General features: G+C 57.6%; 31 protein-coding genes and 1 other RNA gene. 14 read left to right on the forward strand and 18 right to left on the reverse strand.

Features of this window, described 5'->3' with window-relative positions; all coding sequences use genetic code 11:
• Positions 1-30: 30 nt before the first annotated feature.
• Genes MK208_RS05495 through MK208_RS05505 form a run of 3 tightly spaced genes read right to left on the reverse strand, consistent with a single transcriptional unit; the run spans position 31 to position 2076 of the window.
• Positions 31-552: a gamma carbonic anhydrase family protein gene (locus MK208_RS05495; RefSeq protein WP_294114721.1), complete on the reverse strand. Its 522-nt coding sequence runs from the start codon at positions 550-552 to the stop codon at positions 31-33.
• On the reverse strand, positions 552-1193 hold the full coding sequence (gene gmk / locus MK208_RS05500; RefSeq protein WP_294114723.1) for a guanylate kinase: 642 nt from the start codon (positions 1191-1193) through the stop codon (positions 552-554). The genes MK208_RS05495 and gmk overlap by 1 nt, the downstream gene beginning before the upstream one ends.
• Before the next feature lie 4 nt (positions 1194-1197).
• Positions 1198-2076 (reverse strand): YicC/YloC family endoribonuclease, encoded by an 879-nt coding sequence (locus MK208_RS05505; protein WP_294114725.1) that lies wholly within the window; start codon positions 2074-2076, stop codon positions 1198-1200.
• A 252-nt stretch (positions 2077-2328) separates the two neighbouring features.
• Here MK208_RS05505 and MK208_RS05510 point away from each other — a divergent pair, with 252 nt between their 5' ends.
• A complete protein-coding gene (locus tag MK208_RS05510; RefSeq protein WP_294114727.1) occupies positions 2329-3027 on the forward strand; it encodes a PAS domain-containing protein in 699 nt (232 codons plus the stop codon).
• 143 nt (positions 3028-3170) lie between these two features.
• Here the strand turns inward: MK208_RS05510 and MK208_RS05515 are convergent, their stop codons facing one another.
• The 14 genes from MK208_RS05515 to MK208_RS05580 form a co-directional block, all read right to left on the reverse strand.
• Positions 3171-3890: an alanyl-tRNA editing protein gene (locus MK208_RS05515; RefSeq protein WP_294114728.1), complete on the reverse strand. Its 720-nt coding sequence runs from the start codon at positions 3888-3890 to the stop codon at positions 3171-3173.
• Positions 3887-6322: a DUF3772 domain-containing protein gene (locus tag MK208_RS05520; protein ID WP_294114730.1), complete on the reverse strand. Its 2436-nt coding sequence runs from the start codon at positions 6320-6322 to the stop codon at positions 3887-3889. The genes MK208_RS05515 and MK208_RS05520 overlap by 4 nt, the downstream gene beginning before the upstream one ends.
• Positions 6323-6336: 14 nt before the next feature.
• Positions 6337-7374 carry a cysteine synthase A gene (locus MK208_RS05525; RefSeq protein WP_294114732.1) on the reverse strand — a complete coding sequence of 346 codons (1038 nt, stop codon included), beginning with the start codon at positions 7372-7374 and terminating at the stop codon, positions 6337-6339.
• Between the two features lie 57 nt (positions 7375-7431).
• On the reverse strand, positions 7432-8556 hold the full coding sequence (locus MK208_RS05530; RefSeq protein WP_294114733.1) for an NUDIX domain-containing protein: 1125 nt from the start codon (positions 8554-8556) through the stop codon (positions 7432-7434).
• A 3-nt stretch (positions 8557-8559) separates the two neighbouring features.
• Positions 8560-8994 carry a TrgA family protein gene (locus tag MK208_RS05535; RefSeq protein ID WP_294114734.1) on the reverse strand — a complete coding sequence of 145 codons (435 nt, stop codon included), beginning with the start codon at positions 8992-8994 and terminating at the stop codon, positions 8560-8562.
• On the reverse strand, positions 8991-10202 hold the full coding sequence (locus tag MK208_RS05540) for a cyclopropane-fatty-acyl-phospholipid synthase family protein (protein ID WP_294114735.1): 1212 nt from the start codon (positions 10200-10202) through the stop codon (positions 8991-8993). The genes MK208_RS05535 and MK208_RS05540 overlap by 4 nt, the downstream gene beginning before the upstream one ends.
• Before the next feature lie 63 nt (positions 10203-10265).
• Positions 10266-11675 (reverse strand): deoxyribodipyrimidine photo-lyase, encoded by a 1410-nt coding sequence (locus MK208_RS05545; RefSeq protein ID WP_294114738.1) that lies wholly within the window; start codon positions 11673-11675, stop codon positions 10266-10268.
• 64 nt (positions 11676-11739) lie between these two features.
• On the reverse strand, positions 11740-12960 hold the full coding sequence (locus MK208_RS05550) for an aminotransferase class V-fold PLP-dependent enzyme (RefSeq protein ID WP_294114740.1): 1221 nt from the start codon (positions 12958-12960) through the stop codon (positions 11740-11742).
• 83 nt (positions 12961-13043) lie between these two features.
• A complete protein-coding gene (locus MK208_RS05555; RefSeq protein WP_294114742.1) occupies positions 13044-13460 on the reverse strand; it encodes an HIT family protein in 417 nt (138 codons plus the stop codon).
• A gap of 76 nt (positions 13461-13536) precedes the next feature.
• A complete protein-coding gene (gene acuI / locus MK208_RS05560; RefSeq protein ID WP_294114744.1) occupies positions 13537-14529 on the reverse strand; it encodes an acryloyl-CoA reductase in 993 nt (330 codons plus the stop codon).
• A gap of 89 nt (positions 14530-14618) precedes the next feature.
• Positions 14619-15722: a dimethylsulfoniopropionate demethylase gene (locus MK208_RS05565; protein ID WP_294114747.1), complete on the reverse strand. Its 1104-nt coding sequence runs from the start codon at positions 15720-15722 to the stop codon at positions 14619-14621.
• Positions 15713-16234, reverse strand: coding sequence for a DinB family protein (locus MK208_RS05570; protein WP_294114749.1), 522 nt, complete (start codon positions 16232-16234; stop codon positions 15713-15715). Before MK208_RS05570 ends, MK208_RS05565 begins: the two co-directional genes overlap by 10 nt.
• Before the next feature lie 5 nt (positions 16235-16239).
• Complete coding sequence (locus MK208_RS05575) at positions 16240-16875, reverse strand: DUF1326 domain-containing protein (protein ID WP_294115232.1); 636 nt, start codon at positions 16873-16875, stop codon at positions 16240-16242.
• A gap of 80 nt (positions 16876-16955) precedes the next feature.
• Complete coding sequence (locus tag MK208_RS05580; RefSeq protein WP_294114751.1) at positions 16956-17726, reverse strand: DUF2182 domain-containing protein; 771 nt, start codon at positions 17724-17726, stop codon at positions 16956-16958.
• 80 nt (positions 17727-17806) lie between these two features.
• On the opposite strand from MK208_RS05580, the gene MK208_RS05585 reads away from it, so the two are divergent.
• The 12 genes from MK208_RS05585 to MK208_RS05640 all read left to right on the forward strand — a co-directional run bounded on the left by MK208_RS05585 (position 17807) and on the right by MK208_RS05640 (position 25717).
• Positions 17807-18535, forward strand: a complete 729-nt coding sequence (locus tag MK208_RS05585) for an FCD domain-containing protein (protein WP_294114753.1) — start codon at positions 17807-17809, stop codon at positions 18533-18535.
• A 217-nt stretch (positions 18536-18752) separates the two neighbouring features.
• Entirely contained in the window at positions 18753-19118 is a 366-nt protein-coding gene (locus MK208_RS05590) for a twin-arginine translocation pathway signal (protein WP_366010542.1), read from the forward strand.
• Between the two features lie 10 nt (positions 19119-19128).
• Positions 19129-19725, forward strand: coding sequence for a ferric reductase (locus MK208_RS05595; protein WP_294114755.1), 597 nt, complete (start codon positions 19129-19131; stop codon positions 19723-19725).
• Positions 19726-19803: 78 nt separating this feature from the next.
• Complete coding sequence (locus MK208_RS05600) at positions 19804-20457, forward strand: TenA family protein (protein ID WP_294114757.1); 654 nt, start codon at positions 19804-19806, stop codon at positions 20455-20457.
• 124 nt (positions 20458-20581) lie between these two features.
• Positions 20582-20931, forward strand: a transfer-messenger RNA (tmRNA) gene (ssrA, locus tag MK208_RS05605).
• Between the two features lie 229 nt (positions 20932-21160).
• Positions 21161-21592, forward strand: coding sequence for a nuclear transport factor 2 family protein (locus MK208_RS05610; RefSeq protein WP_294114759.1), 432 nt, complete (start codon positions 21161-21163; stop codon positions 21590-21592).
• 51 nt (positions 21593-21643) lie between these two features.
• A complete protein-coding gene (gene chrA / locus MK208_RS05615) occupies positions 21644-22900 on the forward strand; it encodes a chromate efflux transporter (protein WP_294114761.1) in 1257 nt (418 codons plus the stop codon).
• Positions 22901-22980: 80 nt separating this feature from the next.
• Positions 22981-23451 (forward strand): ClpXP protease specificity-enhancing factor SspB, encoded by a 471-nt coding sequence (locus MK208_RS05620; RefSeq protein WP_294114763.1) that lies wholly within the window; start codon positions 22981-22983, stop codon positions 23449-23451.
• Between the two features lie 170 nt (positions 23452-23621).
• On the forward strand, positions 23622-25016 hold the full coding sequence (fumC, locus tag MK208_RS05625) for a class II fumarate hydratase (protein ID WP_294114764.1): 1395 nt from the start codon (positions 23622-23624) through the stop codon (positions 25014-25016).
• Between the two features lie 118 nt (positions 25017-25134).
• The gene (locus MK208_RS05630) at positions 25135-25272 is read left to right on the forward strand and encodes a hypothetical protein (protein ID WP_294114767.1); all 138 of its coding nucleotides are present in this window, start codon (positions 25135-25137) and stop codon (positions 25270-25272) included.
• A gap of 47 nt (positions 25273-25319) precedes the next feature.
• Positions 25320-25490 carry a DUF4169 family protein gene (locus tag MK208_RS05635; RefSeq protein ID WP_294114769.1) on the forward strand — a complete coding sequence of 57 codons (171 nt, stop codon included), beginning with the start codon at positions 25320-25322 and terminating at the stop codon, positions 25488-25490.
• The gene (locus tag MK208_RS05640) at positions 25487-25717 is read left to right on the forward strand and encodes a ribbon-helix-helix domain-containing protein (RefSeq protein WP_294114771.1); all 231 of its coding nucleotides are present in this window, start codon (positions 25487-25489) and stop codon (positions 25715-25717) included. The genes MK208_RS05635 and MK208_RS05640 overlap by 4 nt, the downstream gene beginning before the upstream one ends.
• A 34-nt stretch (positions 25718-25751) precedes the next feature.
• Here MK208_RS05640 and MK208_RS05645 read toward each other — a convergent pair whose 3' ends face one another.
• The gene (locus tag MK208_RS05645) at positions 25752-26162 is read right to left on the reverse strand and encodes a SufE family protein (RefSeq protein WP_294114773.1); all 411 of its coding nucleotides are present in this window, start codon (positions 26160-26162) and stop codon (positions 25752-25754) included.
• A 148-nt stretch (positions 26163-26310) separates the two neighbouring features.
• Between MK208_RS05645 and MK208_RS05650 the strand changes: the two genes are divergently transcribed.
• On the forward strand, positions 26311-26814 hold the full coding sequence (locus MK208_RS05650) for a hypothetical protein (protein ID WP_294114775.1): 504 nt from the start codon (positions 26311-26313) through the stop codon (positions 26812-26814).
• The last annotated feature ends 5 nt before the right edge of the window (positions 26815-26819 follow it).

Here is a 26819-nt window from a genome sequence, read left to right on the forward strand (position 1 = left end):
AGATCAGTTTCGGCAGGGCAAAATCGGCCGTCAAACTTCGCGCAGACCGGCTTTGAAGCGTTTGGCGTTGTCCTGATAGTGCTTTGCCGACATCGTCAGACCGGTAATCGCAGCCTCATCTAACTGACGCACGACCTTGCCCGGCGCGCCCATCACCAGACTGCCGTCCGGGATTTCCTTGCCTTCTGTGATCAACGCTCCTGCGCCTATCAAGCAGTTTTTCCCAATCTTCGCGCCATTGAGCACCGTGGCGCCCATGCCAATCAGGCTGTTGTCACCAATGGTGCAGCCATGCAGCATCGCCTTATGGCCAATTGTACAGTTCTTACCGATCCTCAAAGGATACCCGGGATCGGTGTGCATCACTGTGTTTTCCTGCACGTTGGAGCCTGCGCCCACCGTGATGGTCTCATTGTCGCCGCGCAGCGTGCTGCCAAACCAGACGGAGGTGTCCGCCTCGAGCACCACATTGCCAATCACATTGGCATCCGGGGCAACCCAGCTGCTGTCGTCCAGCTTTGGCGCAACACCGTCCAACTCATACATCGGCATTAGGACATCTCCTGAAATTCGTTCTGCAACCCGTTCACATGGCCTTGCAAGGCGGGCTGTTGCTCGCGGCGCATACGTTCCGCCGCAATAATGGTCTTCAACTGTGCCTCTGTGGCGTCCAGATCGTCGTTCACCAGCACATAGTCATAGGAATGCCAGTGGCTGATCTCGTCCCAGCTTTTTTGCATCCGCTTATCGATCACGTCTTCACTGTCCTGCGCCCGGCTCACCAAACGGCGGTGCAGCTCTTTGATGGAGGGCGGCAGAATAAAGATCGAGAGCGCGTGTTTGCCCAAATCAGAATTGCGGATCTGTGCCTCGCCCTGCCAGTCCACGTCAAACAACACGTCATTGCCGTTTTCAATTGTCTCGCGCACCGGACCGGCCGGGGAGCCATAGAAATTACCAAACACGTGGGCGTGCTCCAGCATTTCGCCGTCAGCCACCTGCGCTTTAAACTCGTCTTCTGAGAGAAAGTAATACTCGCGCCCATGTTCCTCACCGGGACGCGGTGACCGTGTGGTGGCAGAAATCGAGAAACTCAAACCCGGGTCCCATTCCATCAACCGCAGCGCGAGCGTTGATTTCCCCGCGCCAGAGGGAGAAGACAGAATGATGAGCAGGCCACGTCGCTGTGTCATGTGATTATTCCACGTTTTGAACTTGCTCTCTCATCTGGTCGATCACGGCCTTGAGGTCCAGCCCAATCCGCGTCAAATCCACCGACTGTGCCTTGGAACACAGCGTATTGGCCTCGCGGTTGAATTCTTGCATCAGAAAGTCGAGCTTACGCCCCACGGGGCTACCTTGCGCCAAAAGCTCCTTTGCCGCCTGCACATGCGCCCGCAGCCGATCCAACTCTTCCATCACATCAGATTTCACCGCCAAAACAGCCAGCTCTTGCGCCAAGCGGCTTTCGTCCAGCCCGTCGGCATTCTCCAGAACTCGCGCCAAATTGGCTTTCAGTGTGTCCGCCGCCTCTTCACGCCGGGCTTCGGCTGCTTCCGCGGCCTGCTGGGTCAAGTCAGACACCTGTTCCAACTGATCGGCCAACACCGCTTCCAGCGCCTGCCCTTCTTTGGCACGCATGTCTTTGAAGCTGGCAATCAGCTCCGGCAGTTGCGCGGTGATCGCCGCCAACAACGCCTTGCTGTCGGTTTCCTCGACCGCCTGCTCCATCACACCGCGTTGCGACAGTAGGTCACTGGCCTTGGACGGGGCCAGCGAAATGCCTTTGTCCATGGCCCGTTCTTCCACTGCTTGGAGTGCGGACAGCACCGCCTCCAATTGCGCGGCGTTTACCGCCAGCGCTCCGGTTTCGTCATCGCGATTGACCCGCAGCGACAGGTTCACCGATCCGCGCGCCATACCTTTGGACAATGCCCCACGCACCGCAGGTTCCAGCCCCTCGATCCAATCCGGTACGCGCAGGCGCAGATCCAGCCCTTTGGCGTTCACACTGCGCAGGTCCCAGGTCCAGCTGTGCCCCTGCCCTTCCCCCTTTAGGCTTGCGTATCCGGTCATCGACTCCAGCACGGGCCGTCCTCCTGCAATTTCAGTTGCGTGACAGCTAAATCTATTCCTGGGCGAAGAGCAACGTTAACGGCGCAACCGGTTAACCATTGAAATCATTTTTTATCGCAAATCCGCTAAAATGTGAGATAACTGATTTACAAGTTGTTTATGACTTTGAGCAAACGGCCCAAAGAGACCGGCTCAAAGACGGACTGTAAGGTACGAAGATCAGATGCAGAAGTTTTTCCTGGGGGGAAGAGCATGAGAATTTTTGGTGACGGAAAATCCAGCGCGGCAAAGGTGCACAGCATCGCCGTAATGCAGGATGTTAAAGCTTACTGGGACGGTCTTCGCGACGGGCACCCGGTGCCCTACCGCAGCGACGTGGACCCACGCCAAATTCAGAAAGTGCTCAAGCACGCGTTCATTCTTGCACGCATCGCACCGGGCATGGCGCGCTTGCGGGTCTCTTGCAACACGCTCACCGATGTGATGGGCATGGACATGCGCGGCATGCCCATGTCCGCGCTGATCAACGAAGCGTCCCGCGACAGCTTTGGTCAAGCATTGGAAAAAGTCTTTGCGGCACCGGCGATTGGCCGTCTGGAAATGAGCACCACCCGGGGTTTCCGCCGCAACGGTCTCAACGCCGAAATGATGCTCCTGCCGCTGCGCTCTGACAGTGGCGAAGTGAACCGTATTCTGGGCGCAATCACCGTAGACGGCGATCTGGGCCGCGCGCCTCAGCGGTTTGATCTGGAAGGCAGCTTCCTGCGCCGGATCGACATGCCAAGCGCCAAAGTTTCCTCGGATGCCGTGGCCGCGCCACAGCCTCAGAAAGTTGAAATCACAACGCCGGCTGGGATGCAGCCCGCGCAAGAGCACGCCAAAACACCGGCCGCGCCGCGCCTCGTCCCCACCCGGCACCCCCATCTTCGGGTGGTTGTGTCAGACGGCTAGAAGAAATCTGGTCTCACAAAGAAGGCGGGGTCTATTGGTCATGGCACCCCGCCTTTTTTTGTGCCTGCACATTACGTAAAGCAAAAGCCGCAGCCTTTTGGCCTGCGGCTTTTCTGTTTTCTCAACCTAATAGCGAAGCGCGGTCAGGCATCCAGATGCAGATACACCCGCCGGTTCTGCTTGCCCTTCTTCTCGATTTTGCCAATCCGCACCCGGCCAATTTCGCCGGTGCTGGCCACATGTGTACCGCCGCAGGGTTGCAAATCTACCTGCTCGTCCTCGGTGCCAATCCGCACCAACCGGATTTTTCCGGCGCCTTTGGGCGGGGCCACGGACATGGTTTTCACCAATCCCGGATTGGCTTCCAGTTCCGCATCGGTGATCCAGTCTTCGGTGACGGCCAAGTCGCGATCAATCAGCGCGTTGAGCGCATCACTCAGCGCCTGTTTGTCCTCCGGTGCTTCCGGCATATCAAAATCCAACCGGCCTTTTTCCGCGCCAATGGACCCGCCTGTCACCGGCAATGGAATAACCACGGACAACAGATGCAGCGCGGTATGCACCCGCATGTGTCGGTGACGCCGCCCCCAATCCAACACCTGTTTCACATCCGTGCCAATTGGCGGCAGTTCCTCCGGTGCAGACGGCACCAAGGCAATTGCGCCATCCAGCGTTTTCACAGTGGTGGCAATTTCGGTACTGTGTCCGTCCCATTTCAACACGCCACTGTCGCCCGGCTGTCCACCGCTGGTGGCATAAAACAAAGGCGCGTCCAGCAGGATGCCGCCTTCCGGCGTGTGTCCAATCACCACGCCAACCGCTTCTTTCTGATAGGCGTCTTCCAAAAACAACAGTTTGCTCATCGGCCGTCTCCGTCCCCATCTCCGTCCGCGCCGTCCATGTCATCCAGGTCCGGCGGTGTTGGTGTTGCGCTTACGGGTGTAGAACTCTGCGCCACAGGCTTAGCAGGTTTATTTGCCGCCGGAGCTTCGCCGCGCAACGTTTCAGGATTGCGCAGCCAAATATCCCGTTGGGCAAAGGGTATCTCGATGCCCTCTTCCACAAATCGACGCGCAATCTCGTGATTCAAATCACTCTTCACCGTCAGCATCCAGTTCACATCGCGCAGGATCGCGCGGATTTCAAAGTTCAGTGAATCCGCACCAAACCCTTGAAACACCACTGCAGGCGCCGGATTGGCCAATACCATTGGGTGCGCCTCGGCAATCTCACGCAATATTCCTTCCACCCAGCGGGTGTCCGTGCCGTAGGCCACCCCAACCGGTACAATCACCCGCCCAACGGTATTGCCGCGGGTATAGTTGGTCACAGTGCCGGAAATCAGGTCGCTGTTTGGGATCACCACATCCGTGCGATCAAAAGTTTCGATCCGTGTCGAGCGCACCGAAATGTCGCGCACATAGCCCATCTGCCCATTCACATCGATCCAGTCACCCTCGCTCACAGGGCGTTCAATCAACAGGATGATGCCGCTCACAAAGTTGGAGACGATGTTTTGCAGGCCAAAACCAATCCCAACAGACAGCGCCCCGGCAAAGAGCGCGATGTTACCAAGATTGATCCCCGCAACTGTCAAGGCGATCAGCGCCGCAAGGAAGATGCCGATGTACCCCGCGCCAGAAACCACCGCAGTTTGCCCGCCTGCATCCAGTCGCGTCTTTGGCAAAATGTTGTCGCGTAAAAAGCTCTGGGACAGCCGGGTCACCGCATGGCCAAAGGCGTAGACCACAATCAGCAGTAGGATGTTTTCCGGCGATAAGATCAGATCGCCAAACTGCAAGCCATCCGAGATATTGCGCCAGATTTGCTGCAAGTCCGAAACCTGCGCGCCCCAGCACATCAGGAACACAGGCAGCGACAGGATCACGATGCCAATGCCCGCCAGAACGGCGGCCAACGGGCTTTCGTCGTCGTCACGCCCATTCAGGGCAGAGAAAATCTTTTGAATGACCCGCTGCGCGACCAGCAGGAAAGCCACCAGAAATACAGTGCGCGTGCTGGAAAACACCAGATAGCTCGCGCCACGGGTCAGGCCGATGGTCGCCAATACGCCCCCGATCAGCGACACCAGAACCGTGTAGCGCCCAAGGAGTGAGATCAATTGACCTATCGCGGTCAGCGGTCCGTCCTCTTCGGCCCGCATCGATCCTGCGTGGCTCGAAACCAATCTACCTAGCAAGCCAAGGAAGTATGCCGCGACCACGGTGGTGACAAAGAACACCACTGCTTCGGTGCCGCGCGTCCAGCTCTCATAGCGGGCGAGCTCCACAAACAGCGAACTCAGTGCCAGCATGGCGCCCAGCACCGTGCTCGCTCGCCGCCCCTTACGCTTTTCCGCTTCGGTTAGGTTGACCAGCAACAGCGGCCGCTCATTGCGTGAAAACACCCGTTCTCCCAGCCAGCGTGCGGTCAGCAGCTCAAAGGTCATCAGCGGCAAAATGGAAAGCACCACATCGCCACGCAGCCCGGGCAAGTCGGTGGCGTAGACTGCTTTGGAAAATGCAAACACGCCCAACATTGGCAAAACAACCTGACCGTAGGACAGGCAGAACACCGCGATCCAGCGTGTCGCCGACAGGTGCACACGGTCGCGGATCATGCTCTGCAGCGCCCTTTCGGTCCAGCGCATGCCCCGCGTCAGAAGGACAAAGGCAATCGCGAGAAAAAACAGCATACGCGGTAACGATTTACGCAACTCATTGCGCTGTTTTTCATGCACCCAGCCGGTTTGGAACTCCAACGCTATCAAACGGAAAGAGTCGCTCAACTCGCGGGCGGCTGGCCACCAAAGGTCTGGATTGAGTGGAAACGGGCCCGGCTCCAGCAGGATTTGCGTCTGCCGTTCTCTCAGTAATACATCGATGGACCGGATCAGTTCCTGTGCCTCGGTCAGCGCCAGTTCCGCGCGCCGAACGGGGGCTTTAGCCTCTGACAACGACAACTCCAATTGTCGCCGTTCCTCAGCCACATCCTCAGCCTCACCGCCTTCCGGCACCGGCCCCAGGCGCTCCAACTGTGCCTCAAGCGTGGTGACGGATATCCGAGACCGTGAACTCTCGTCACTGAACTCTTCGCTCCACAACGACAGCTGATCGCGCAGCGTGTCCATCGCCGCTTCAGAGGCGCGATCATTGTCGATGGCTTCGGCAGCGCGGTCCGCGACCCGCCGCCATTCACCATAATCAGGCGGCAAAGCGCCTTGCGCCCAAACTGCGGTTACCCAAACGGTCAGAACCGTGACCGCAACACTCAGAAACCTAATCAGTGGGCGCATGGTGTGAGGCTGCCTTATATGTCTTCAAATACACCCGGAATGCTGCTTGGGCCTTTGTTGCCCAGCCATGCCGGGGTCGGCAGGCCTTTTTCCTTAAGGAACTCCGGGTTGAACAGTTTGGACTGATAGCGCGTGCCGTAATCACAAAGGATGGTAACAATGGTGTGGCCCGGACCCATTTCCTTGGCCATGCGCACGGCACCCCCAATGTTCACACCAGACGACCCACCGAGACACAGGCCTTCATTCTCCAGCAGGTCAAACACATAAGGCAGCGCTTCTTCATCTGAGATTTGATAGCTCATGTCCGGTGTGAAACCTTCAAGGTTGGCGGTGATGCGCCCTTGACCAATGCCTTCGGTGATGGAGCCACCTTCGGATTTCAGCTCACCGTTGGTGTAGAAGTTGTACAGCGCCGCGCCCAGTGGGTCCGCAAGACCAATTTTCACGCCCTTGGGCTGCAGGGCTTCGGCGACGCCCGCCAAGGTGCCACCCGACCCCACTGCACAGGTGAAGCCATCCACTTTGCCTTCGGTCTGCGTCCAGATTTCCGGGCCGGTGGTCTCAACGTGGCTCTGACGGTTGGCGACATTGTCAAATTGGTTGGCCCAGATCGCGCCATTTGGCTCGGTCTTCGCCAGCTCTGCTGCCAAACGACCGGAATAGCGCACGTAGTTGTTGGGGTTTTTGTAAGGCGCCGCAGGCACCTGCACCAATTCAGCACCCGCCAGACGTAGCATGTCTTTCTTTTCCTGCGATTGCGTCTCAGGGATCACAATCACGGTTTTGAACCCCATGGACGCGCCCACCAGTGCAAGGCCAATCCCGGTGTTGCCAGCGGTGCCTTCGACAATGGTGCCACCCGGCTTCAGATCCCCGCGCGCAATTGCGTCTTTGATGATGTAAAGCGCGGCACGGTCCTTGACCGATTGGCCGGGGTTCATGAACTCCGCCTTGCCATAAATCTCACACCCGGTCTCGTCGCTGACTTTGTTCAGGCGGATCAAAGGGGTGTTGCCAATCGCTTGGGCCAGATCACGGGCGATATGCATGTTGCGCGGTCCTTTATAGATGTCTGAAATCCTGTGTAGGCAAGGCGCGGGGCAAACTCAAGCAATCCCGCGCAGCCTGTCGCGATGTCGCGCCAACCACAGCGCGGCCAGTACCAACGGCGCATTCACAATTTGTTTCCTGTCCACCATCTGCATCAACGCGTCAAAGCTGTAGACGTAAGAGCGAATGTCCTCTGCCTCCTGCTCCAACCCGGAGACCCCTTCCACATCATCTGGCAGGTCGGCCAACCCAACGAAAATATTGAAGTATTCCGTGCTGCACCCAGGGGATGCATAACAGTTGGCCACCTCATGTAACTCCGCGAGTTCCAGTCCGGCTTCCTCTTGCGCCTCCCGCCTGGCACAGCTTTCCGGGCTTTCTTCCGCATCCAGTCGGCCTGCGATGGGCTCCAATTGCCAAGGCAAATCATCGCCACGCGCAAACGGTCCGGGGCGGAACTGTTCGATCAACAAAACGCGATCTCGCACCGGATCATAAGGCAGCAAAATCACCGCATCGGTGGCGACAAATACTGCGCGCTTCACTTTCTCACTTTGTGATCCGTCGTACCGTCGGAAGGTCAGGCCATACTCCTCCAGCGTAAAGTACTCCGCATAGGGTCTCGACAGCGACACATCGCCTACATCCCCCGCCGTCATGCCGCTTGGACTCACCGCATCATTGCGCCGTTTGGCCTGCATCTTTGCCGTGGCCCGCGCTTTGATCAGAGGCAACATCCAATCCACTTTGGCCCGCGACCGTTGTCCAAAGTAACTCATTTCCTCAACGGCGCGCAGCACCGTGACTTCGCCAAAACGTGCCGCCCAATTGTCCAACGACCATGGCCCGTCAGGAACCCAACCTGCGTTGTCACTTTTGAACACGCGAGCCGGGTGCTCGGTCCCGTCAACGGTGACGGAAACATCCGTCAAATCATAGTCATAGCTGCCTTCATAAAACCGCAGCCGCTCAACTTCCGTATCGCTCAAGTCGCCAATGAACAGCCCTTCGGCCTGCCCACCCGAGGGCTTCAAGATCGGAAAATCCTGCCCTTTCACAGCAAACACATCATGTTTGGAAAGACACCCTGTGCGCAGGTCCAGCGACTCCTGATCTTTGCCAAGCACAGCCGCCAGCAGAGGCACGTGTCGCAACGTGCCGTACACAAATACATTTGTCATGGATTATCCCCAGTTACGCGCGGCGTAGTTTGTAAAAATGCCACTGATCACGGCGCCCATGAGCAAAGTGATCAGAACGCTGGGGTGCAGCAGATAGAGCCCATACTCCAACGCCACCGTCACGGCGCGTTCCATCGCTTCCACGGGCTCGTCCAGGCGTCGACGCATGGCCAGCCGGAACATTTCGATCAGCCCAAACAGCACCAATCCCCAAAATACCAACGCCGCCACGCCCACCAGGCCAAGCTCCAAAGAGCGGCTGCGCCCCGCGCGCCGCCCCATTACGCGCCAGCCGACAACCAAGCCTACTCCAGCGCTTATCAAAGTCATGTTGCCGAAGTTTGACCCCTCCGGCATTTGTGGTTTCACAAATTCTGCCACCAGCCCACCAATAATGGCGAGGCAGGAGGCAGCTACTAGCTTATTTGATGAGATCATGTACCAGGCTTTGCGATCGTGATTTGTGTCACGTCGCAGCTTCCACTGCGAAACGCCGCAGCACAAGAGGTCAGATAAAAATTCCACATACGGCGGAAGCGCTCATCAAAGCCCATGCCCTGAATCCGGTCCCAATGATCGTTAAACGTCTCATGCCATCGACGCAGAGTCTGGCTGTAGCTTTGACCAAACTCAATGGAGCCCGCCACGGTAAGGCCGGCCTTCTTGACCTCTTCACGCAAGGCGGTTGGACTCGGCAACATGCCGCCCGGGAAGATGTACTTCTGAATGAAATCAACACCTTTGCGATACTGCTCAAACCGTTGTTCGGTCAGCGTGATAATCTGAAGTGTGGCCTTCCCACCGGGTTTCAACCGGTCGCGCACCGATTCAAAATAGACCGGCCAGTATTTCTCGCCCACCGCCTCGAACATCTCGATGCTGGCAATCCCGTCGTAGGTCGCAGTTTCGTCGCGATAGTCCTGAAGCTTGAAGTCGACCATGTGAGAAAGCCCAGCCTTTTCAATTCGTTCTTCGGCGTACTTCAACTGCTCTTCGGAAATCGTCAATCCGGTGACTTTCAAACCCCGCTCCTTGGCGGCGTATTCGGCAAACCCACCCCAGCCACAGCCAATTTCCAGCACATGATCGCCGGGTTTCACCCCCATCTGGTCCACCATGCTGGCGTATTTGGCGGTCTGCGCATCCTCCATGCTTTCCTGACCGGTCTCAAAAATGGCGGAGGAGTAGGTCATCGTGTCATCGAGCCACAGCCCGTAAAACTCGTTGCCCAGGTCATAATGATAGCTAATGTTTTTCTTGGCCTGCGCTTTGGTGTTGGTGTTCATCCAATGGCGCAGCCGTTCAAAGGCGCGCACAAAAAACATGCCGGGAAACCCGTCGCGCAGTGTGTCATTGTCAGTGCGCAGGAAATCACAGAAGGCTTGCAAATCCGGGCTGCTCCACCAGCCTTCCAAATAGGCTTCACAAAACCCAAGCTCGCCTTCCCGCATCAGGCGGGCAAAAGTGTCGTCATTGTGCACGTGCATCTCACACACCGGCCCGGGTTTTGGTCCTTCCGCCCGGAACTTGCGCCCGTCTTGCATGACAAAATCAATTCGCCCGTGGTTGATCTTCTGCGCGGTTTCAAACACCGCGGCAAAATACCGTGGCAGGTTTGCTTCCCCTTTGGTCGATGTCAGGTACATAGTGTCCCCCTCTTCCCTGTGTGCCCTAAATGCTAAGCGCGACCAGCGCCTTACGGCAAGTTTTTATTGTGATTTGAAGGTTTCATAGGCTTTGAGCGCGGCGTCTCGCCCTGCGCTCAAAGCCACGATTGGTGCTGCGAGCGGTGTTTCAAACACCGGCAGCCAACTGCGCGGGATTGCCTGCATAAATGCCTGCGCCCCCTCTGATTGCGGATCCAGCCAGTACCGACGGTAATCCCTATCACCGTCAAATTTCTCGGCCTGCGTGTCCGGATTGAAGATGCGGAAATACGGCGCTGCATCGGGGCCGCACCCGGCCACCCATTGCCAGCCCATGGCATTAGACGCCGGATCCCAATCCACCAGACAGTCTGCAAACCAGGCAAGCCCCAAACGCCAGTGCATCCTCAGGTGTTTGGTTAGGTAGCTCGCCACAATCATGCGTGCCCGATTGTGCATCTTGCCGGTCACATAGAGTTCCCGCATGGCAGCATCGACCACCTCGATACCCGTGCGCCCCTGGCACCAAGCGAAAAAGAACGGGTCGCTGGCGTTTTCATGCCAATGAAACAGCGCCCAGTCTTCCCGCCAGTTCTTTTTGTCCATGTCCGGATAGTGCCACAACAAATGCCAGGCAAACTCGCGCCAAACCACTTCCTTCAGGAAATGCTCCGCACCAGCAGCCCCTTCCTGCATGCGCCGCCGCCCGCCGTGCCACATCTGCGCGGGGCTGATCTCACCAAAGGTCAGCGCATCGGACAGGTCCGACGTCGCAGCCTCGCCAAGAAAATCCCTCTGCGCCTTATAGCCATCGGCTTTGGTTTCCAGAAAGCACGCCAGCTTCGCTTGTGCGGCCTCTTCGCCCGCTTGCACCTGTCCGGCGACAACCTCAAACCCAGACCTCATATCTACACCCAGCTGCCAGTCTTCCAGCGCATCGCTCTCTGGCCATTGCGTCGGCGCGACCAACTTAGGGACTGGCAAGCACGGGGCCACGTCCCGATGCCGCACGGCTTTCCAAAACGGCGTATACACCCGATACGGCCCGCCCTGCCCGGTCTTCACGGACCACGGCTCAAATAGCAACGCGCCGATGAAACTCTCCGCTTTTAGCCCAGCGTCCTTGGCTGCCACTTTCACCTCAGTGTCACGTTCAACCGACGCCGGATCATAGGCCCGGCTCCAAAAGATCGCATCCGCACCACTCTCCGTAGCCAGCTCCTGCAACACCGGCCAGGCTGCACCTCGCCGCAGGACAAGGCGCATCCCCCGCGCCTCAAGATCCTGCGACAAGGCTCTCAGCGACAGCAGCAAACGCAGTTTTGCCGCCGCACCGAGGCTTTCAAATATGGGATCGAGCACAAACACCGGCAAGACGGGCCCGCGTGCTGCGGCCGCTGTCAAAGCGGCATGATCACAAAGCCGCAAATCACGGCGAAACCACAAAATGGTCAGGGATTCAGGTGTTGTCATTAGGTTGCCCAAGCCCCGCCTTCAGTGTCCTTTCAAACACTTACGGCGCCGCGTGGGCCATGGATCACAAAACTGCGTCGAGCGCAGCGATCAATTTCTGCACTTCGTTTTCGCTGGTGTAATGCACAAAGCTCACCCTCAAAACACCGTGATCGGTATCAACATGCATGCCCTCAAGCGCGCGGTTGGCGTAAAAATCGCCACCGCCCGCCATCACGCCGTGGCCGGCCAGTTGCGCAGCCAGGGCCTCACCCGGCGCATTGGCCACCAAAGCCACCGTCGGCGCCCGTTTGGCCGCGTCTGTCGGCCCGATCAGCCGCACCGAGTTCTTGGAAGCAGCGTAGTCCAACACCGGCTGCAGAAGCTTTACTTCATGGTCCCGCATCAGGTCATGCACCGCCGCACCGGTGGCCACAGGCGTTTCCCCCATGATCCCGTGATGGGCCGCCAAAGCCTCAATATAGTCTACCATACCCGCGCTGGCCGCAACTTGTGCATGATCCGGCCCCGCCGGTGTGAACCGCTTATACAGGCTGTCGCCGTTGAAATAGTGCCCTTGGTTGGGCAGCATGGTCCCGATATTGCGCCGGATCACCATGATGCCCTGATGTGGGCCATAGGTTTTGTAGGCGGAGAACAGATAGATATCCGCCCCCATGCCGCCCACATCCGGCAGTCCATGCGGGGCATAGCTCACGCCATCAACGCAAACAAACGCCCCCGCCGCATGGGCCAATGCGGTGATCTTGGCCACCGGATTGATCTCACCAACAACGTTGGAGCAATGCGGAAAACACACCAGGCGCACCCGATCATCCAGCAGCTCCATCAGCTTTTCAGGATCGAGATGACCGGTTTCTGGATCAATCTTCCATTCGCGGATCTCAATGCCGTCTTCTGCCAACCGCCGCCACGGGCCAGAGTTGGCCTCATGATCCTGATTGGTCACAATGATCGCATCCCCCGGGTCCATCCACTGCCGAAACGCCTGCGCCAAAACATAGGTATTTTGCGTGGTTGACGGCCCAAAGGAGACCTCCTCCGTCTCCACCCCCATGAGGGCTGCCAGACGCGCACGGGCTTCGTCCATTTCCGCCCCGCCAAGTTCGGAGGCCCGATACGGCGCATAGGGCTGCACCTTGCGCTCGCGGTAAAACCGGGTCAGTCGGTCAATCACCTGTGAGGAGGTATAGCTGCCACCCGCATTTTCAAAAAACGCTTGTCCCTCAAGCGATTGTTCTGAAAACGCCGGAAACTGGCTGCGTACAAAATCTACGTCAAGCATCGGATACCTCCCCTGAATTGACCCGCACCAAACCGCCGTTTCCCGGCGGGGTCAAGCCGGGAAACAGGCGCACGCCGCGACGTTTACGCCAGCGCCGCGCGGATTTTGTCAGCCTGCGCTTTGAGCACGGCAAAATCCGCCATCGTGCCCGGTGGGCGCAGCTTCACCCCCTCGTGGCGCGGCAACACGTGGTAATGCAGGTGAAACACCTCCTGCCCCCCGGCTGCCTCGTTGAACTGCTGCACGGTCACGCCTTCAGCGCCAAAGGCCTGCATCACCGCATGGCCCATCTTTTGCACAGTCTTCAAACAGGCAGTCAGCTGTTCTGGTGTGGCGTCCAGCATGTTGCGGCAGGGTGATTTCGGAATGATCAGACAATGCCCATCCGCGCGCGGCATGATGTCCATAAACACATAGGTGTCGTCATCCTCATAAAGCTTCTCGCTCGGGATTTCGCCCCGCAGGATTTTTGCAAAAATATTGTCGTTGTCATAGTTCATGGCGCACCACCTCCTTCAGACATGCAAAAGGCGGGCAAGTTGCCTCACCCGCCTGTTTCACAGTGTTTTCGCGCTGTTAGGCGTTCACGTCAACCACAACGCGGCCCTGCACCTGACCTTGCAGAATGTCAGCGCCCAATTGCGGCAGATCAGACAAGGTGGCCGGTTTGACCATCGCCTCGAGCTTGTCCATCGGTAGGTCTTTGGCAATCCGCTCCCAGGCGCGCAGGCGGTTGTCATAGGGCTGCATCACGGAGTCGATGCCCAAAAGGTTCACACCGCGCAGCAGGAATGGGATCACCGTTGCGGGCAGCGCTGCCCCACCGGCCAAACCCACAGCCGCCACAGAGCCCCCGTACTTCATCTGACCCAGCACCCGCGCCAACATCGCACCACCTACGGCATCCACACAACCCGCCCAGGTCTCGCTTTCCAGTGGACGCTTCACGGTCTCATTGAGCTCTTCTCGCGCCACGATCTGCGTTGCGCCCAGCGATTTGATGTAATCGCCGCTCTCGGGACGCCCGGTCACACCGGCCACTTCATAACCAAGGTTTGCCAGGATCGCGACCGCCACAGAGCCTACACCGCCCGCGGCACCAGTCACCAGAACCGGACCATTGCCGGGCTTCAACCCGTGATCTTCCAGCGCCATCACCGACAGCATCGACGTGAAACCAGCAGTCCCAACAGCCATCGCCTGCTGCGGGGACAGTCCTTCCGGCAATGGCACCAGCCAATCCGCCTTCACCCGCGCCTTCTGGCCATAGCCGCCCCAATGCGCCTCACCCACGCGCCAGCCGGTCAGCACAACTTTGTCGCCGGGCTTGTAGCGGTCATCATCAGAGGCCTCGACGGTGCCAGCAAAGTCGATCCCGGGCACATGCGGATACTTGCGCACCAAACCGCCGCCCTTGGCCGACAGGCACAGCCCGTCTTTGTAGTTCACCGTGGAGTACTCCACTGCCACCGTGACCTCTGCGTTGGGCAGGTCGTCCAGCGTCAAATCCTTGATCGACGCGCTTGCCAAACCTTCGTCGTTTTGGTCCATCACCAGTGCTTTGAACATCTCATTTCTCCTCTCGCGCCAGGCCGCCGCCCAGCTTTCTCATTCCCAAAATATCCTCGCCGAAGGCGGTCCAGCCTCGGCCACCTCCGCTATTGCCAGAAGGCCTCATAAACCGTTGCAGGCCGCACCCCATCCGGTGTCACCACATCCACCTCGGTGCCGGATTTCCAATGGGTCATCCGCACCATGCCGATCGCCACATTGGTGGTGAAATCCGGCGACCAGGCCGCACTGCTCACATTGCCCACGTGATCGTCGCCATCCATGATCGGCCACAGCTGATCACAAGGCGGCACCGAAGCGTCATGGATTTCAATAGGCCGGATCTGACGTACCGGCCCTTCCTGCGCCACGCGCAGCAAGGCATCCCGGCCAACACAACCAATCGCGGTGTTGGTGTTGCAAAACCGGCCCAAGCCACATTCATGTGGCGTGTTGTCATCGGTCATGTCGTTGCCATAACTCAACAACCCACCTTCGATCCGCTCAATCAGGTTGGGGCACCCTGCATAGACATCGAGGTCTTTGCCCGCTTCCATGAGGGCATTCCAAAGCGGCATGCCGATGTCGCTGCCCTCGACGTAGATTTCAAATCCACCCTGTTTGGAATAGCCAGACCGCGCCACCACAAGGCTACGCCCCTGAAACTCAAACCAGCCAAAGCGGAAGAACCGCACATCGCGCACTTTCTCTCCAAACACCCGCGCCATCAGATCGTCCGCCTTCGGACCCTGCACCGCAAGCGGACTGACGTCTGGCTCATCCACCAGCACATCCAGTCGATAGCCATAGGCGATGCCTTTGACCCACAACAGCAAATCGCTGTCGGCAATCGAAATCCACCACCGATCTTCGGCGAGTTTCACCGCCACCGGATCGTTCAACATGCCACCGGTCTCATCCACGATCGGCACGTAATAGCACTGCCCCGGCAACATGCCGCGCAGATCGCGCGGCGTCAGCATCTGCATCAGCTTGCTCGCATCCGGCCCCCGCACTTCCACTTGGCGCTCGACTGCCACATCCCAAACCTGCACAGCCGTTTTGAGGTGGCGGTAATCCTCTTCCACAGAGCGAAACACCGTCGGCAGCAACATGCGGTTATAGACCGTGTAAGCTTTCACACCGGCCGCCTCGACGCCGTCCGAGAACGGCGTGCGCCGCAGCCGCCGTGATGGGGAAATCAGAGCCATGAAACCTCCTCAGGCATCAAAACCAAATCCGTGTCTTCTGTGTTGCGATCATAGCCGGTTAGCATGGTATGCACTTGGCCGCGGTGGTGGGTCTGGTGGTTGAACAGATGCACCACACACAGCGCCATCGGCTTGTGCATGTCCTTTTTCAGCATCTGCGCATGCCAGCTCAAATCCCCACTCAAGCTTTCGGCGGTAACACTTTCTGCCCACTGCACAATTCTCTGATCCATGCGGGTGCGTTCCTGCGCCCAGATCGCAAACGTCGGGCACAGCTCCGCATGTTCAGTTGCCGGCTTGGACGGCCCATCCCCGCCGTCCAAGCGGCTCATCCACAGGGCATCACCCCAGAGGATGTGATTGATTGTCGCCATGACCGAGCCAAAAAACGCACCGTGATCGGCCCGCAATTCCGCCTCGGTCAGGGTTTCACACGCCGCACGCATCGTCTGGTTTTGCCAGGCGTTATACTTGGCCATCATCTGGCAGTATTCCGGCGTGATCATCGACATGGCCGTTACCGAGGTCCGTGCCAGTCGATCTGGCAGATCTCAGCAGAGCGCCCGCCAAAATCCCAAACCCGGCCAAAGGCACGCACGCGGCCTTTGGAGGCTGTCGCCACCGTGATGTCTGGCCCCATCCAGTATTTTGTGTTGGAGATCACAATCTCCTCATCTTTGTTTTTGCCTTCAACCGGATAGACCACACCCTCGATCTTCTTGCCGACGGTGATGTGGCGGGTTTTGCCGTCCTCGGACGTGTCATAAGACACAGGCTGACGCTCCACGCCAATGATCTCTCCCACCAGAACCTGGAACAGACCGGTGGTGCCTTTGGCTTTGCCGCTGAAGATATCCACCAGCGCGTTGTAAGCCTCGGGGCTGGCGCGATCATCAATGAACAGCGCCACTTTCCAGTTGCCACGGCTCATCATGCCCGGGATCTCGATCAACAGACCGATGTTCAACCCGGACAGGTCGACGTCGCCATACTGACCTTCGTCAATCCGCACACCGCCCCAGGTCTGACAATGGCCCTCTGTGGGTGGATGCAGGCCGAGGCTCACCACGCAGGGGCAGAACACCGTACAGTTACAGTTGAGGATCAGCTCCCCTTTGATGGTCCACGGAATGGTGCCCAGTCCGGATTTCATCGCGTCCGGATGGCGGTTGTCGATCTTGGCGGGCGCTTGAATGCGATCCGATGCCATAATGAGTCCTCCTTAAGTGTGCTTCACAAGGCGCCCGCCGCCACATAGGCCGCGCTGCACAACAGCACGAGCCCCAGCGGCTTTGTCACCCAACGCCCGACGTCGGGCAGTTTCTCAAAAATCATGATCAGCGTGGCCAGCCCCATGAAGGCGATGTTCATCACGCCGCCCACAAAGGCCAACTGCATCAACGCCCAGCAGCAGCCCAGACAAATCAGCCCCAAGCGTAGTCCGTTTTTCCAAGGCCCCTCGTCCCAATGCTGCATAAAAAACGTCATTGGCATGCGGCACTTGGACAGGCAGGCCTCCTTCATGGGGGAGAATTGATACAGTCCCGCTACCACCAACAAGAACGCGGAGAAAAACGCCGACCGGCTTTCCCCCAATGCGCCCAGCAGTCCCGCCTGAAACAACACCATCTGCAGCCCTGCGGCCAGTATGGAAAACCCGATCCACACCGCCAGATAGCCGCCCACCAGCGCAGAAAACTTCGCGCCTGGCGCTTGGCGCGCCAGATCATCGTAGGTGGCAAAGGCTGGCAAAGCCGTTGGGGCCATCATCGCGGCGCTCATCACGATCCACATCAGCAACACGCGAGCAAAGCCGCTGGCATCCGGCGTGATCGTGCACAGGCTGACCCAAAAATCCGCACCATAAATCGCGTTAAGCTCCCGCATTTCTGCTGGAATAGCCATCAGGAACAGCACAGCCCACGCGGCCAGAATACTGCCAAACAAGGCGAGCCAATGGGACCCGGTCATGGAACGAATGCGATCTGCGATCATCGTCGACATTCCTCCTCTTGCCGCGACTCACTTCTTGGGACTAAAATGTCAGACAATTAAACGCGCAGCAAACACTAAATGTCAGACAATTGAAAATAGACCCCAAGAACAAAGCCGACCTCTCCGCACAAATCGCCAAAGCCATCCGCGATGCGATTATCTCCGGTGACATGATTGTCGACGAACGCCTGCCCTCGGAATCTGAGCTGGCTGACCAATTTGACGTCTCTCGCCCCACCGTGCGCGAGGCGCTCAAACGCCTGGCGGCGCAGAACCTGATCCGCACCCAACGCGGCGCCACCGGCGGGGCCTTTGTGCGGCGCCTGTCATATGATGAGGCTTACGCGCAGCAAATCACAACCAGCACGCTTCTGCTGTCTATGAACGCAGTGGATTTTGAAACCGCCTGCGAAGCCCGCTTTGCCTTGGAGCGCGCTTGCGCGCCCTTGTCGGCCCAACGCCGCACACCAGATCATCTCGCCACGATGCGCGCGGAAATCCACCGCCAGGCGCAGCCGGGCCTCTCCGACGAGCGCTTCTGTGACAGTGACGTGGCCTTTCACCGCGCGCTTGTGGATGGCGCCAACAACCCGGTCCTGTCTTACCAACTCGCCGGCGCCGTGGAAGCCATGCAGCCCCTGATGAATATGATCACCTTCACACAGCGCAACCGCGATGTGATCATCGGCCTGCACACCCGCATTGCCGACGCCTTGGAAATGCAAAACAGCGCGGACGCCGATGAGGCCCTAGCGGAACTCACGGCTTACACGCTCACGCTGGGTGAAGAGGCCATGGAGGCCCGCGCACGGCGATAAACGCATGGGCACTCACAAACATGTGCACTGAAAATCTCAACGCCTGTGGCACACTGCGGCAAGGACCACCACCCCAGCCGTGCCACAGGAGTTTGCCATGTACACGCCCTACTACAATCGCCGCTGTTTTTTGATTGGTGCTGGTCTATCCACTGCTCTGGTCGCCTCGGGGATGTCTTCACCTGCTCTCGCACAGTCTTTGAAACCAACTCAAACGATGCGGGGCGGTTCAAACAACTACCGTCCAAACGCGCCTTTTGTCGAAAAGCTTGGTGATGGGTTTCATATTTCCGGCAAAGTCCGTCTGGCGGGTCAAGGCCAACCCATTCAAAATGCCCGTATCCAAATCTGGGCGGCAACCACGATTGGCGGAGAACGCGAACCGCGCAACCATGGATCCGTTCTCACTCAGGCAGACGGGTCCTATCATCTGGAAATGCACCAGATTGTGCCAAACTTTGGCCAACCGCACGCACATCTTGCCTATGATGACGGCACCTTCAAAACGGTCTTTCTGCGCCCTTTTATGCCAAGTGCACGAGACACATCGCTAAACGTCGACTTTGTCCTCACGCGGGCATGATCTTCCCATAATGGCCAAGACAGCTTTGATCTGGAGTGCGTTGGTCCTTGCTTTGCTGTTGCCTTTGGTGATCGCAGCGCAAAGCCCGTATCTTGAATATAGAGAGTCGACATACATTGCGGCCGGGTTTGCTGGCATACTTGGACTCATACTGTTCCTTTTGCAGCCGCTGCTCGCAGGCGGCCATATTCCTGGGCTCAGGCCTCGCACCGCACGTATTTGGCATCGCGCCACAGGCAGCGTCATCGTTCTCGCGGTGGTGGCACATGTCGGCGGCCTTTACCTGACAAGCCCACCGGATACGCTTGACGCGCTGCTCCTCGTCTCCCCGACACCGTTTTCTCTTTACGGAGTCGTTGCGCTCTGGGGCATGATCATCACGACCGTCCTAGTTATGTTACGGCGCCACTTGCCCTTGCGTTTTCTGCATTGGGCTATTCTTCACAATGTGCTTGCTGAGATCATTGTTATTTCAACCGTCGTGCATGCACTGCTGATCGAAGGCACCATGGGATCGGTCAGCAAATGGATAACATGCCTCGCTGTAGTCGGGACGACGCTTTGGGTCGTCTGGGACATGCGCGTGGTTCGCCGCTGGCGTAGGTAATAAACCTGCTTGCACCCAACACGGGATGCGGGTTTTCTCCGCCCAAACGGTTTCAAAGCCGCTCAACAGGAGACTCACATGCGCCCGACCGACCATCTGCGCACCCTTGCGGGTGACGATTGGACCGCCGCCACCACGCACCCGTTCTGTACCGAACTGGCAGAGGGCACCCTGCCCCTGGAAAAAATGCGCTGGTATCTGGCGCAGGACTATCAGTTTGTCGGCAACTTTGTGCGCCTGCTCGCCAGCGCCATTGCCCATGCACCCACTTTGGCCGACTCGGTCCCCGCCGCACAATTTCTGGCGCTCGTGACCGGTCCGGAAAACACCTACTTCTTGCGCTCCTTTGAGGCACTCGACATGAGTGACGCAGAGCAAAACGCGCCACCTGCCCCGCCCACCGAAGGCTTCAACGCGTTGATGGCCGAAGCCGCCGCCTCAGGTCGTTATGAGTTGATGCTCGCCGTGTTGGTTGTGGCCGAATGGGTCTACTTAAGCTGGGCCACCCCCGTGCACCCACCCAAAGACGAGCTGCCATTCTATTTTGCTGAATGGATCACGCTGCATGCTGGCGAAGGCTTTGAAGGTGTCGTGGAATACCTGCGCTCTCAACTGGACGCCGTGTGGCCAACTCTGTCCACTAAGGCGCAAAGTGAAGTGGAAGCGCTCTTCCTGCGGGCCGTGAAGCTGGAACGGGATTTCTGGGACGCCTCCTACGCGGATCATAGTTAACGCAGCTTAACCTTTGGGGGCGCAACGCACGGTCCGGTAACCTCAGCCGGGCCGTCAGATACCCCACCTCCGCGATACAGTCGCTATACAGACAATTTACAGACGTGCCAAAAACCGGTTAACGGCGCTTGCACCCCCCGCGCAACACCACTATCTATGGGGTGTTCCCTGGGGAACTATGGACATAAACGCGCTTGTAATAAACGGATCGGACCCGGGGGCGGTACCCGGCGTCTCCACCAAACATCCTTCATTTGGGGATCATGGGGACGAAATAGGATCGACGGACGTCTAAAGAAGTTAGCTTTGTCTCGGCTGTCTGCCACCGTTATCGGCGAAAACTGTACAATTGCAAATGACAATCGTGCTCCGGTAGCAGTCGCTGCGTAAGCAGTGCCTAACACCGAAATCTAAGTCCTGACGCTAGCTGCCTCAGGCGGGGTCCGCAGGAACCTGGCAACAGAATCCTGCACTTTTCCACCCAAACTTATTAAATTAACCGAGTCGCTTATTGGGTGTGGAAGGCGTTAATTTTTCAACGAAAAATGGTTAATTTGAGGCTCGGCATTAATACTTCGGCGTCAAAATTGCTTTATTTGTTAAAAATCGCAATTTCGCCACGATTTGACCTTTCTTTTTAACCTTTCGCTTACTCTTTGGACCGTAGCGTCTGCTTTGGGGATACAACTGGAAGGCACTCAAAATGTCTGTAGATAAACAGCAAGTAATCGAAGATTGGTTCCGGCGTGTTTGGGTAGAAGCCGATATGGACGCCATCGACGAGATGTTCCGTCCTGATAGTAAAGCCGAAGGCGTTTTGCCGGGCTTTGATGTGGGTCCGGACGATTTCCGGGAAATGGCAAGCATGTATCTGGCCTTGGTCGAAGATCCTATTGTCTGTGTGGAGAAGGTCATGGTGGACGGCGATTGGGCCGCAGCCCTCTGGACCATGAGCATTCTCAACCCGGTCAGCGGCGATCGCATCACCGGCTTTGGTCAACTCTTTGTGCGTTTTGAAGGCGCGCTCATGGTAGAAGCTTATAATAACTTTGATTTGGTTGCCTTTTTCGAGAAAATGGGCTTCCTCCCGGAGCAGACCATGGCCATGTGTCTGACTGGGCAAAAGGTCGCCTAAAGCCACCAAAAACACCTTGCATCCGAGGTATCGTGCGCTAGCCATAGAGCCATGACGCAGATGCCCTCTTTCTCCGACTTACTGCGCGTCTTCGGACGCATCGGCCTCCTGTCTTTTGGCGGCCCCGCAGCACAAATCGGATTGATGCACCAGGAGCTTGTCGACCGCTCGGGGTGGCTGAAAGAGAAAGAATTTCTCGGCGCCCTGTCTTTCTGTATGCTTTTACCTGGCCCTGAAGCCATGCAACTCGCCACATTCTGTGGCTGGAAGTTGCGCGGCACGCTCGGCGGCGTTATCGCTGGCAGCCTGTTTGTGCTGCCCGGTGCCGCTTTGATCTTCTCTTTGGTTGCAGGCTACGCCGCTTTTGGCGACCTCCCATTGGTCGCCTCAGCCTTTCTTGGCGTCAAAGCCGCGGTTGTGGCGATCATCGTGCAAGCTTTGTTAGGTTTGTCGCGCAAGGTACTGACAAATAGAACAAACGCGGCAGTTGCACTGGCAAGCTTCGCCGCGTTGTATTCAGCGATCCTGCCCTTTCCGGCCGTCATTGTCCTGGCTGCGGCTTTGGGATTTGTTTTGTCCCGGCAGTCAGCAACACCGGACTTAGACACCAGCCGAAACCACGTTGCAAACCCGTGGAGGCAAACTGTCACCGCTGTCGTTGTTTGGGGGCTGCTTTGGCTGGCTCCCGTGGTCTTTGCAGTGTCTGCCGGTGGTTTCCTCAAAGACATTGCGCTGTTCTTTTCGCAACTGGCCGTGGTCACGTTTGGCGGCGCTTACGCTGTGCTGGCCTATATGGTGCAAGCTGTGGTGCAGGACTTCGGCTGGCTCACCACCGATCAAATGATGGATGCGCTTGGCTTGGCCGAAACCACCCCTGGCCCGTTGATCCTCGTCACCCAGTTTGTCGCCACGCTGGCTGGCCAACTTCAGGGCGGGGCCAGTCTTGCGCTGACCGCTGGCCTGCTGGCGCTGTGGTGCACCTTTATCCCCTGTTTTCTTTGGATTTTTGCCGGCGCGCCGCACGTCTCTCGGATTTTGTCTAACCCACGCCTCAGCTCTGCACTCACCCTGATTTCCGCCGCCGTACTGGGTGTGATTGCCAACTTGAGCCTGTGGTTCACACTCAACCTCCTGTTTGCCGAAACCACTTCAAGCCCCATCGGCGCCCTGCCCGTCCTGGCCAGTTTTGATCCCATCGCCGGTGTCCTGACCGTCGCGGCAATCTTTGCGATGCTGAAGCTGCGCCTGCCACTTCTTGTTGTGCTAGCGCTCTCAACCGTCGTCGCGATGACAATTGGTCTGCTTTAGGCCAACTTTTTGCGCTGGATCATCTTTCGTTTCCCGCGCAATGGTCTATTGTCAACATAACAGACTATCGGAGCACTGCCATGTCCGGGACCATCGACTACGGAAATCTCATGCATCGCGCGATGCGCAGCTTGATTCAGACGGTTTTGGCCGATGTTCAACAGAACGGCCTGCCCGGCGAGCACCATTTCTTCATCACTTTTGACACCCAGCACCCGGACGTTGAAATTGCGGAATGGCTGTCGGACCGCTACCCCGGCGAAATGACTGTGGTGATGCAGCACTGGTATGACAATCTGACCGTCACAGACGAAGGCTTCGCGGTGACGTTGAACTTCGGCGACGCGCCAGAACCTCTTTATATTCCTTACAATTCTATCAAGACCTTTGTGGACCCCTCGGTGGAATTTGGCCTGCGGTTTGAAACCCAGGACGAGGACGAAGCCGAAGACGTGCTTGATGAGCTGCCTGAGGAAATCAACCTCGAAGAGATCGTCGAAGAGCCTCGAAAGGACGCCGAAGTGGTGTCTCTGGACAGCTTCCGTAAGTGATCCTTTTGGCCATACGTGCCGCATTTTGGACTTCACGCCTACCTGGACACAAAACCTCGGCAAAAAGGGCCGATTTGCCGCGCCTTGTTAGCGGTATCCCACGGTATACAGTATTGCACTTTGCCCCACTTCCGGTATGACACTCCTGACATTTTTTACCGGAGGTCGTCATGGCAGATACCCGTACTGAAACCGACAGCTTTGGCCCACTAGAGGTCCCTTCCGACAAGTATTGGGGCGCACAGACCCAGCGCTCGATCATGAACTTCCCAATTGGTTGGGAAAAGCAGCCCGTCGCCATCGTGCGCGCGCTTGGCGTGATCAAGCAGGCTTGCGCCATGCAGAACAAAGCCACCGGCAAGATGGACGCGAAAATCGCGGACGCCGTCATTCAGGCTGCGTCCGAAGTTGTTGCCGGTAAGTTTGACGACAACTTCCCATTGGTGGTTTGGCAAACCGGCTCCGGTACCCAGTCCAACATGAACTCCAACGAGGTGATCGCAAACCGCGCAATCGAAATCCTCGGCGGTATGATTGGCTCCAAAGACCCAGTGCACCCTAACGATCACTGCAACATGGGCCAGTCCTCCAACGACACCTTCCCAACCGCCATGCACATCGCCGCCGCGATGACAGTGCGCGACGTACTTCTGCCGGGCTTGAACAAGCTGGCAGAGGGTCTGGAAGCAAAGTCCGAAGAGTTCAAAGACATCATCAAGATCGGCCGGACCCACACCCAGGATGCGACCCCGCTAACTTTGGGCCAGGAATTCGGTGGTTATGCACACCAGATCCGTCAGGGCATCGCCCGTGTCGAGGCAGCTCTGCCAGGTATCTATGAACTGGCACAAGGTGGCACCGCGGTGGGCACCGGCCTGAACACCCAACCGGGTTGGGGTGAAGCCGTGGCAGGTCATATGGCCGAGATCACCGGCCTGCCCTTCGTCACTGCGCCAAACAAATTCGAAGCGCTTGCAGCGCATGACGCCATGGTCTTCATGTCCGGCGCTTTGGCCACTGTAGCGGGCGCGATGTACAAAATCGCCAACGACATCCGCTTCCTGGGCTCCGGCCCGCGCTCCGGTTTGGGCGAATTGATCCTGCCGGAAAACGAGCCAGGCTCCTCGATCATGCCAGGCAAAGTGAACCCAACCCAGGCCGAAGCGATGACCCAAGTCGCCGCCCACGTCATGGGCAACAACGCCGCCATGACCTTTGCTGGCTCTCAAGGGCACTTCGAGCTGAACGTCTACAACCCGATGATGTCCTACAACCTGCTGCAATCCATGCAGCTTTTGGGCGATGTGGCGGACAGCTTCACTGAGCGTATGCTAAACGGCATCAAAGCCAACGAGCCACGCATCGACAAGCTGATGAAAGAAAGCCTGATGCTGGTGACAGCTTTGGCCCCAACCATTGGCTATGACAACGCGACCACCGTGGCCAAGACCGCCCACAAAAACGGCACCACGCTGAAGGAAGAAGCCATCGCGCTTGGCTTTGTCGATGAAGCGACTTTTGATGCGGTTGTGCGCCCAGAGCAGATGATTGGCCCCAAAGACTGATCTCTGACAGCAAAAACAATTCAAAGGCGGCTCAACCCTGAGCCGCCTTTACTTTTTTCGACGGAAAAATCATGGCCAAGCGTTTGAAATTCAACAACAGCCACCCTAGGTAACTGCCATGAAAAAACAGAGCATCCGTCCCCTCCACCTGATCCTCATCCTGATTATGGGTGGACTGTCCCTGGCCACGACGCCGGTGTTCGCCATGGTGATTGACGAGATCACCACCTGCGAGGCCGAGGCCATCTTCTCTTAAACATGGACTGTCTGGGCAATCTCACGTTTTGCAAGTAACCTGCAGACATGAGTGTGGTGAATCTCAACAAGTTCCGCAAAGCCAAAGCCCGCGCTGACGAAAAAGCGCAGGCAGATCAAAACGCCGTGAAATTTGGCCGAACCAAAGCTCAGAAAAAACTGGAAGGTTCGCAGGCAGAGAAAACCCGCCGGGATCTGGACGGAAAAGAACGCGAATGAGCCGGCCAATCAAGCGCTCTCTCACGCTGCGTGGTCACCGCACTAGCGTGTCCTTAGAGGATGATTTCTGGCGCGCCTTTCGCGACATTGCGGAAGAAAAAAACATCCCAATCAATGCGCTTGCCGCGCAAATCGATGCGGAGCGCGATCTGGACGCCGGGCTTGCCACGGCGATACGCCTCTACGTTCTCGCCTATTTCCGCGGCCAAGCTTCAGTCGGTTCCTAAAAAACACCCGCCGGAGCACTGCCCAAAAGGTGTTTTAAGCGGCCTCTGTGGCGACCAGACGAATCCGCTGGATCATCGCCCGCAAACCGTTAGAGCGCTGTGACGACAGATGTTCGTTGAGTCCCAACCGCTCCAATTCGGCTCGTGCATCGACGGCAATTACCTCGGCAAGGCTCAAGCCGTTGTAAAGCTTGCGCAACACCGCAATCAGCCCGCTGACAATCATTGCGTCGCTGGCGCCGTCAAAGTGGAACACGCCGCCCTCAATGGTCGGATGCAACCACACCTGACTGGCACAACCATCCACCTTGGTCGCAGGCACCCGCAGCGCCTCATCCAGCACCGGCATGTCTTTACCCTGCTCGATCACATAGCGATAGCGGTCTTCCCAATCCTCGATGAACTCAAAGTCCTCGACGATATCTTCAAAGGCCTCGGCTGCCATGGTGGGATCACTCCTACAACTTCAAACGGTGCCTTCTCACCTATGCCGCACAATCAAAAAGGTCCAGCCCCTCACCCCCAGCCGCATCAGAAGCTTTTCAAGGCGATACGAATAGGTTAACCCATGGGGCAAAGAATGAGGCCTATCGATGCGCACACCTGTCGTACTTTTGTTGACCGCCACTCTGGCGTTGTCCGCCTGTCAATCGCGCTGGAACCCAGCCAACTGGTGGGACACCGACGGGGCAGCTGCCGCTGCGGATGTGAACCCCCTGATTCCTGAACAAACCGAAGACGGCCGGTCGTTCTTCACTACCCAGGAAGAGCAGGATTATCGTGGCCTACCAATCGATAAGGTGACTTCTGTCGAAGTGCACCGCGTCACTGAAGGGCGCCTGATCATGGCGATAGGCGTTTCTTCAGTACATGGCACGTCAGACGTGCGTTTGATTCTGCCTGAAACCGGCGCGTTGGATGGCGGTGTGCTGACGCTGGAGCTCTTGGGGCGCCCGCCAATTGAACCCGTAGTTGGTGGGTCCGACCAAACCCGTGAAGTGACCACAGCTGTGGTCCTGACCGATCAGGAAATGGCAGGCGTGCGCACCGTTCGCGTTAAGGCCTTGACCAACAGCATCGACCGACGCGCACGCTAAGTTTG

This window comes from Shimia sp. (assembly GCF_022448905.1).
Lineage (GTDB): Bacteria > Pseudomonadota > Alphaproteobacteria > Rhodobacterales > Rhodobacteraceae > Shimia.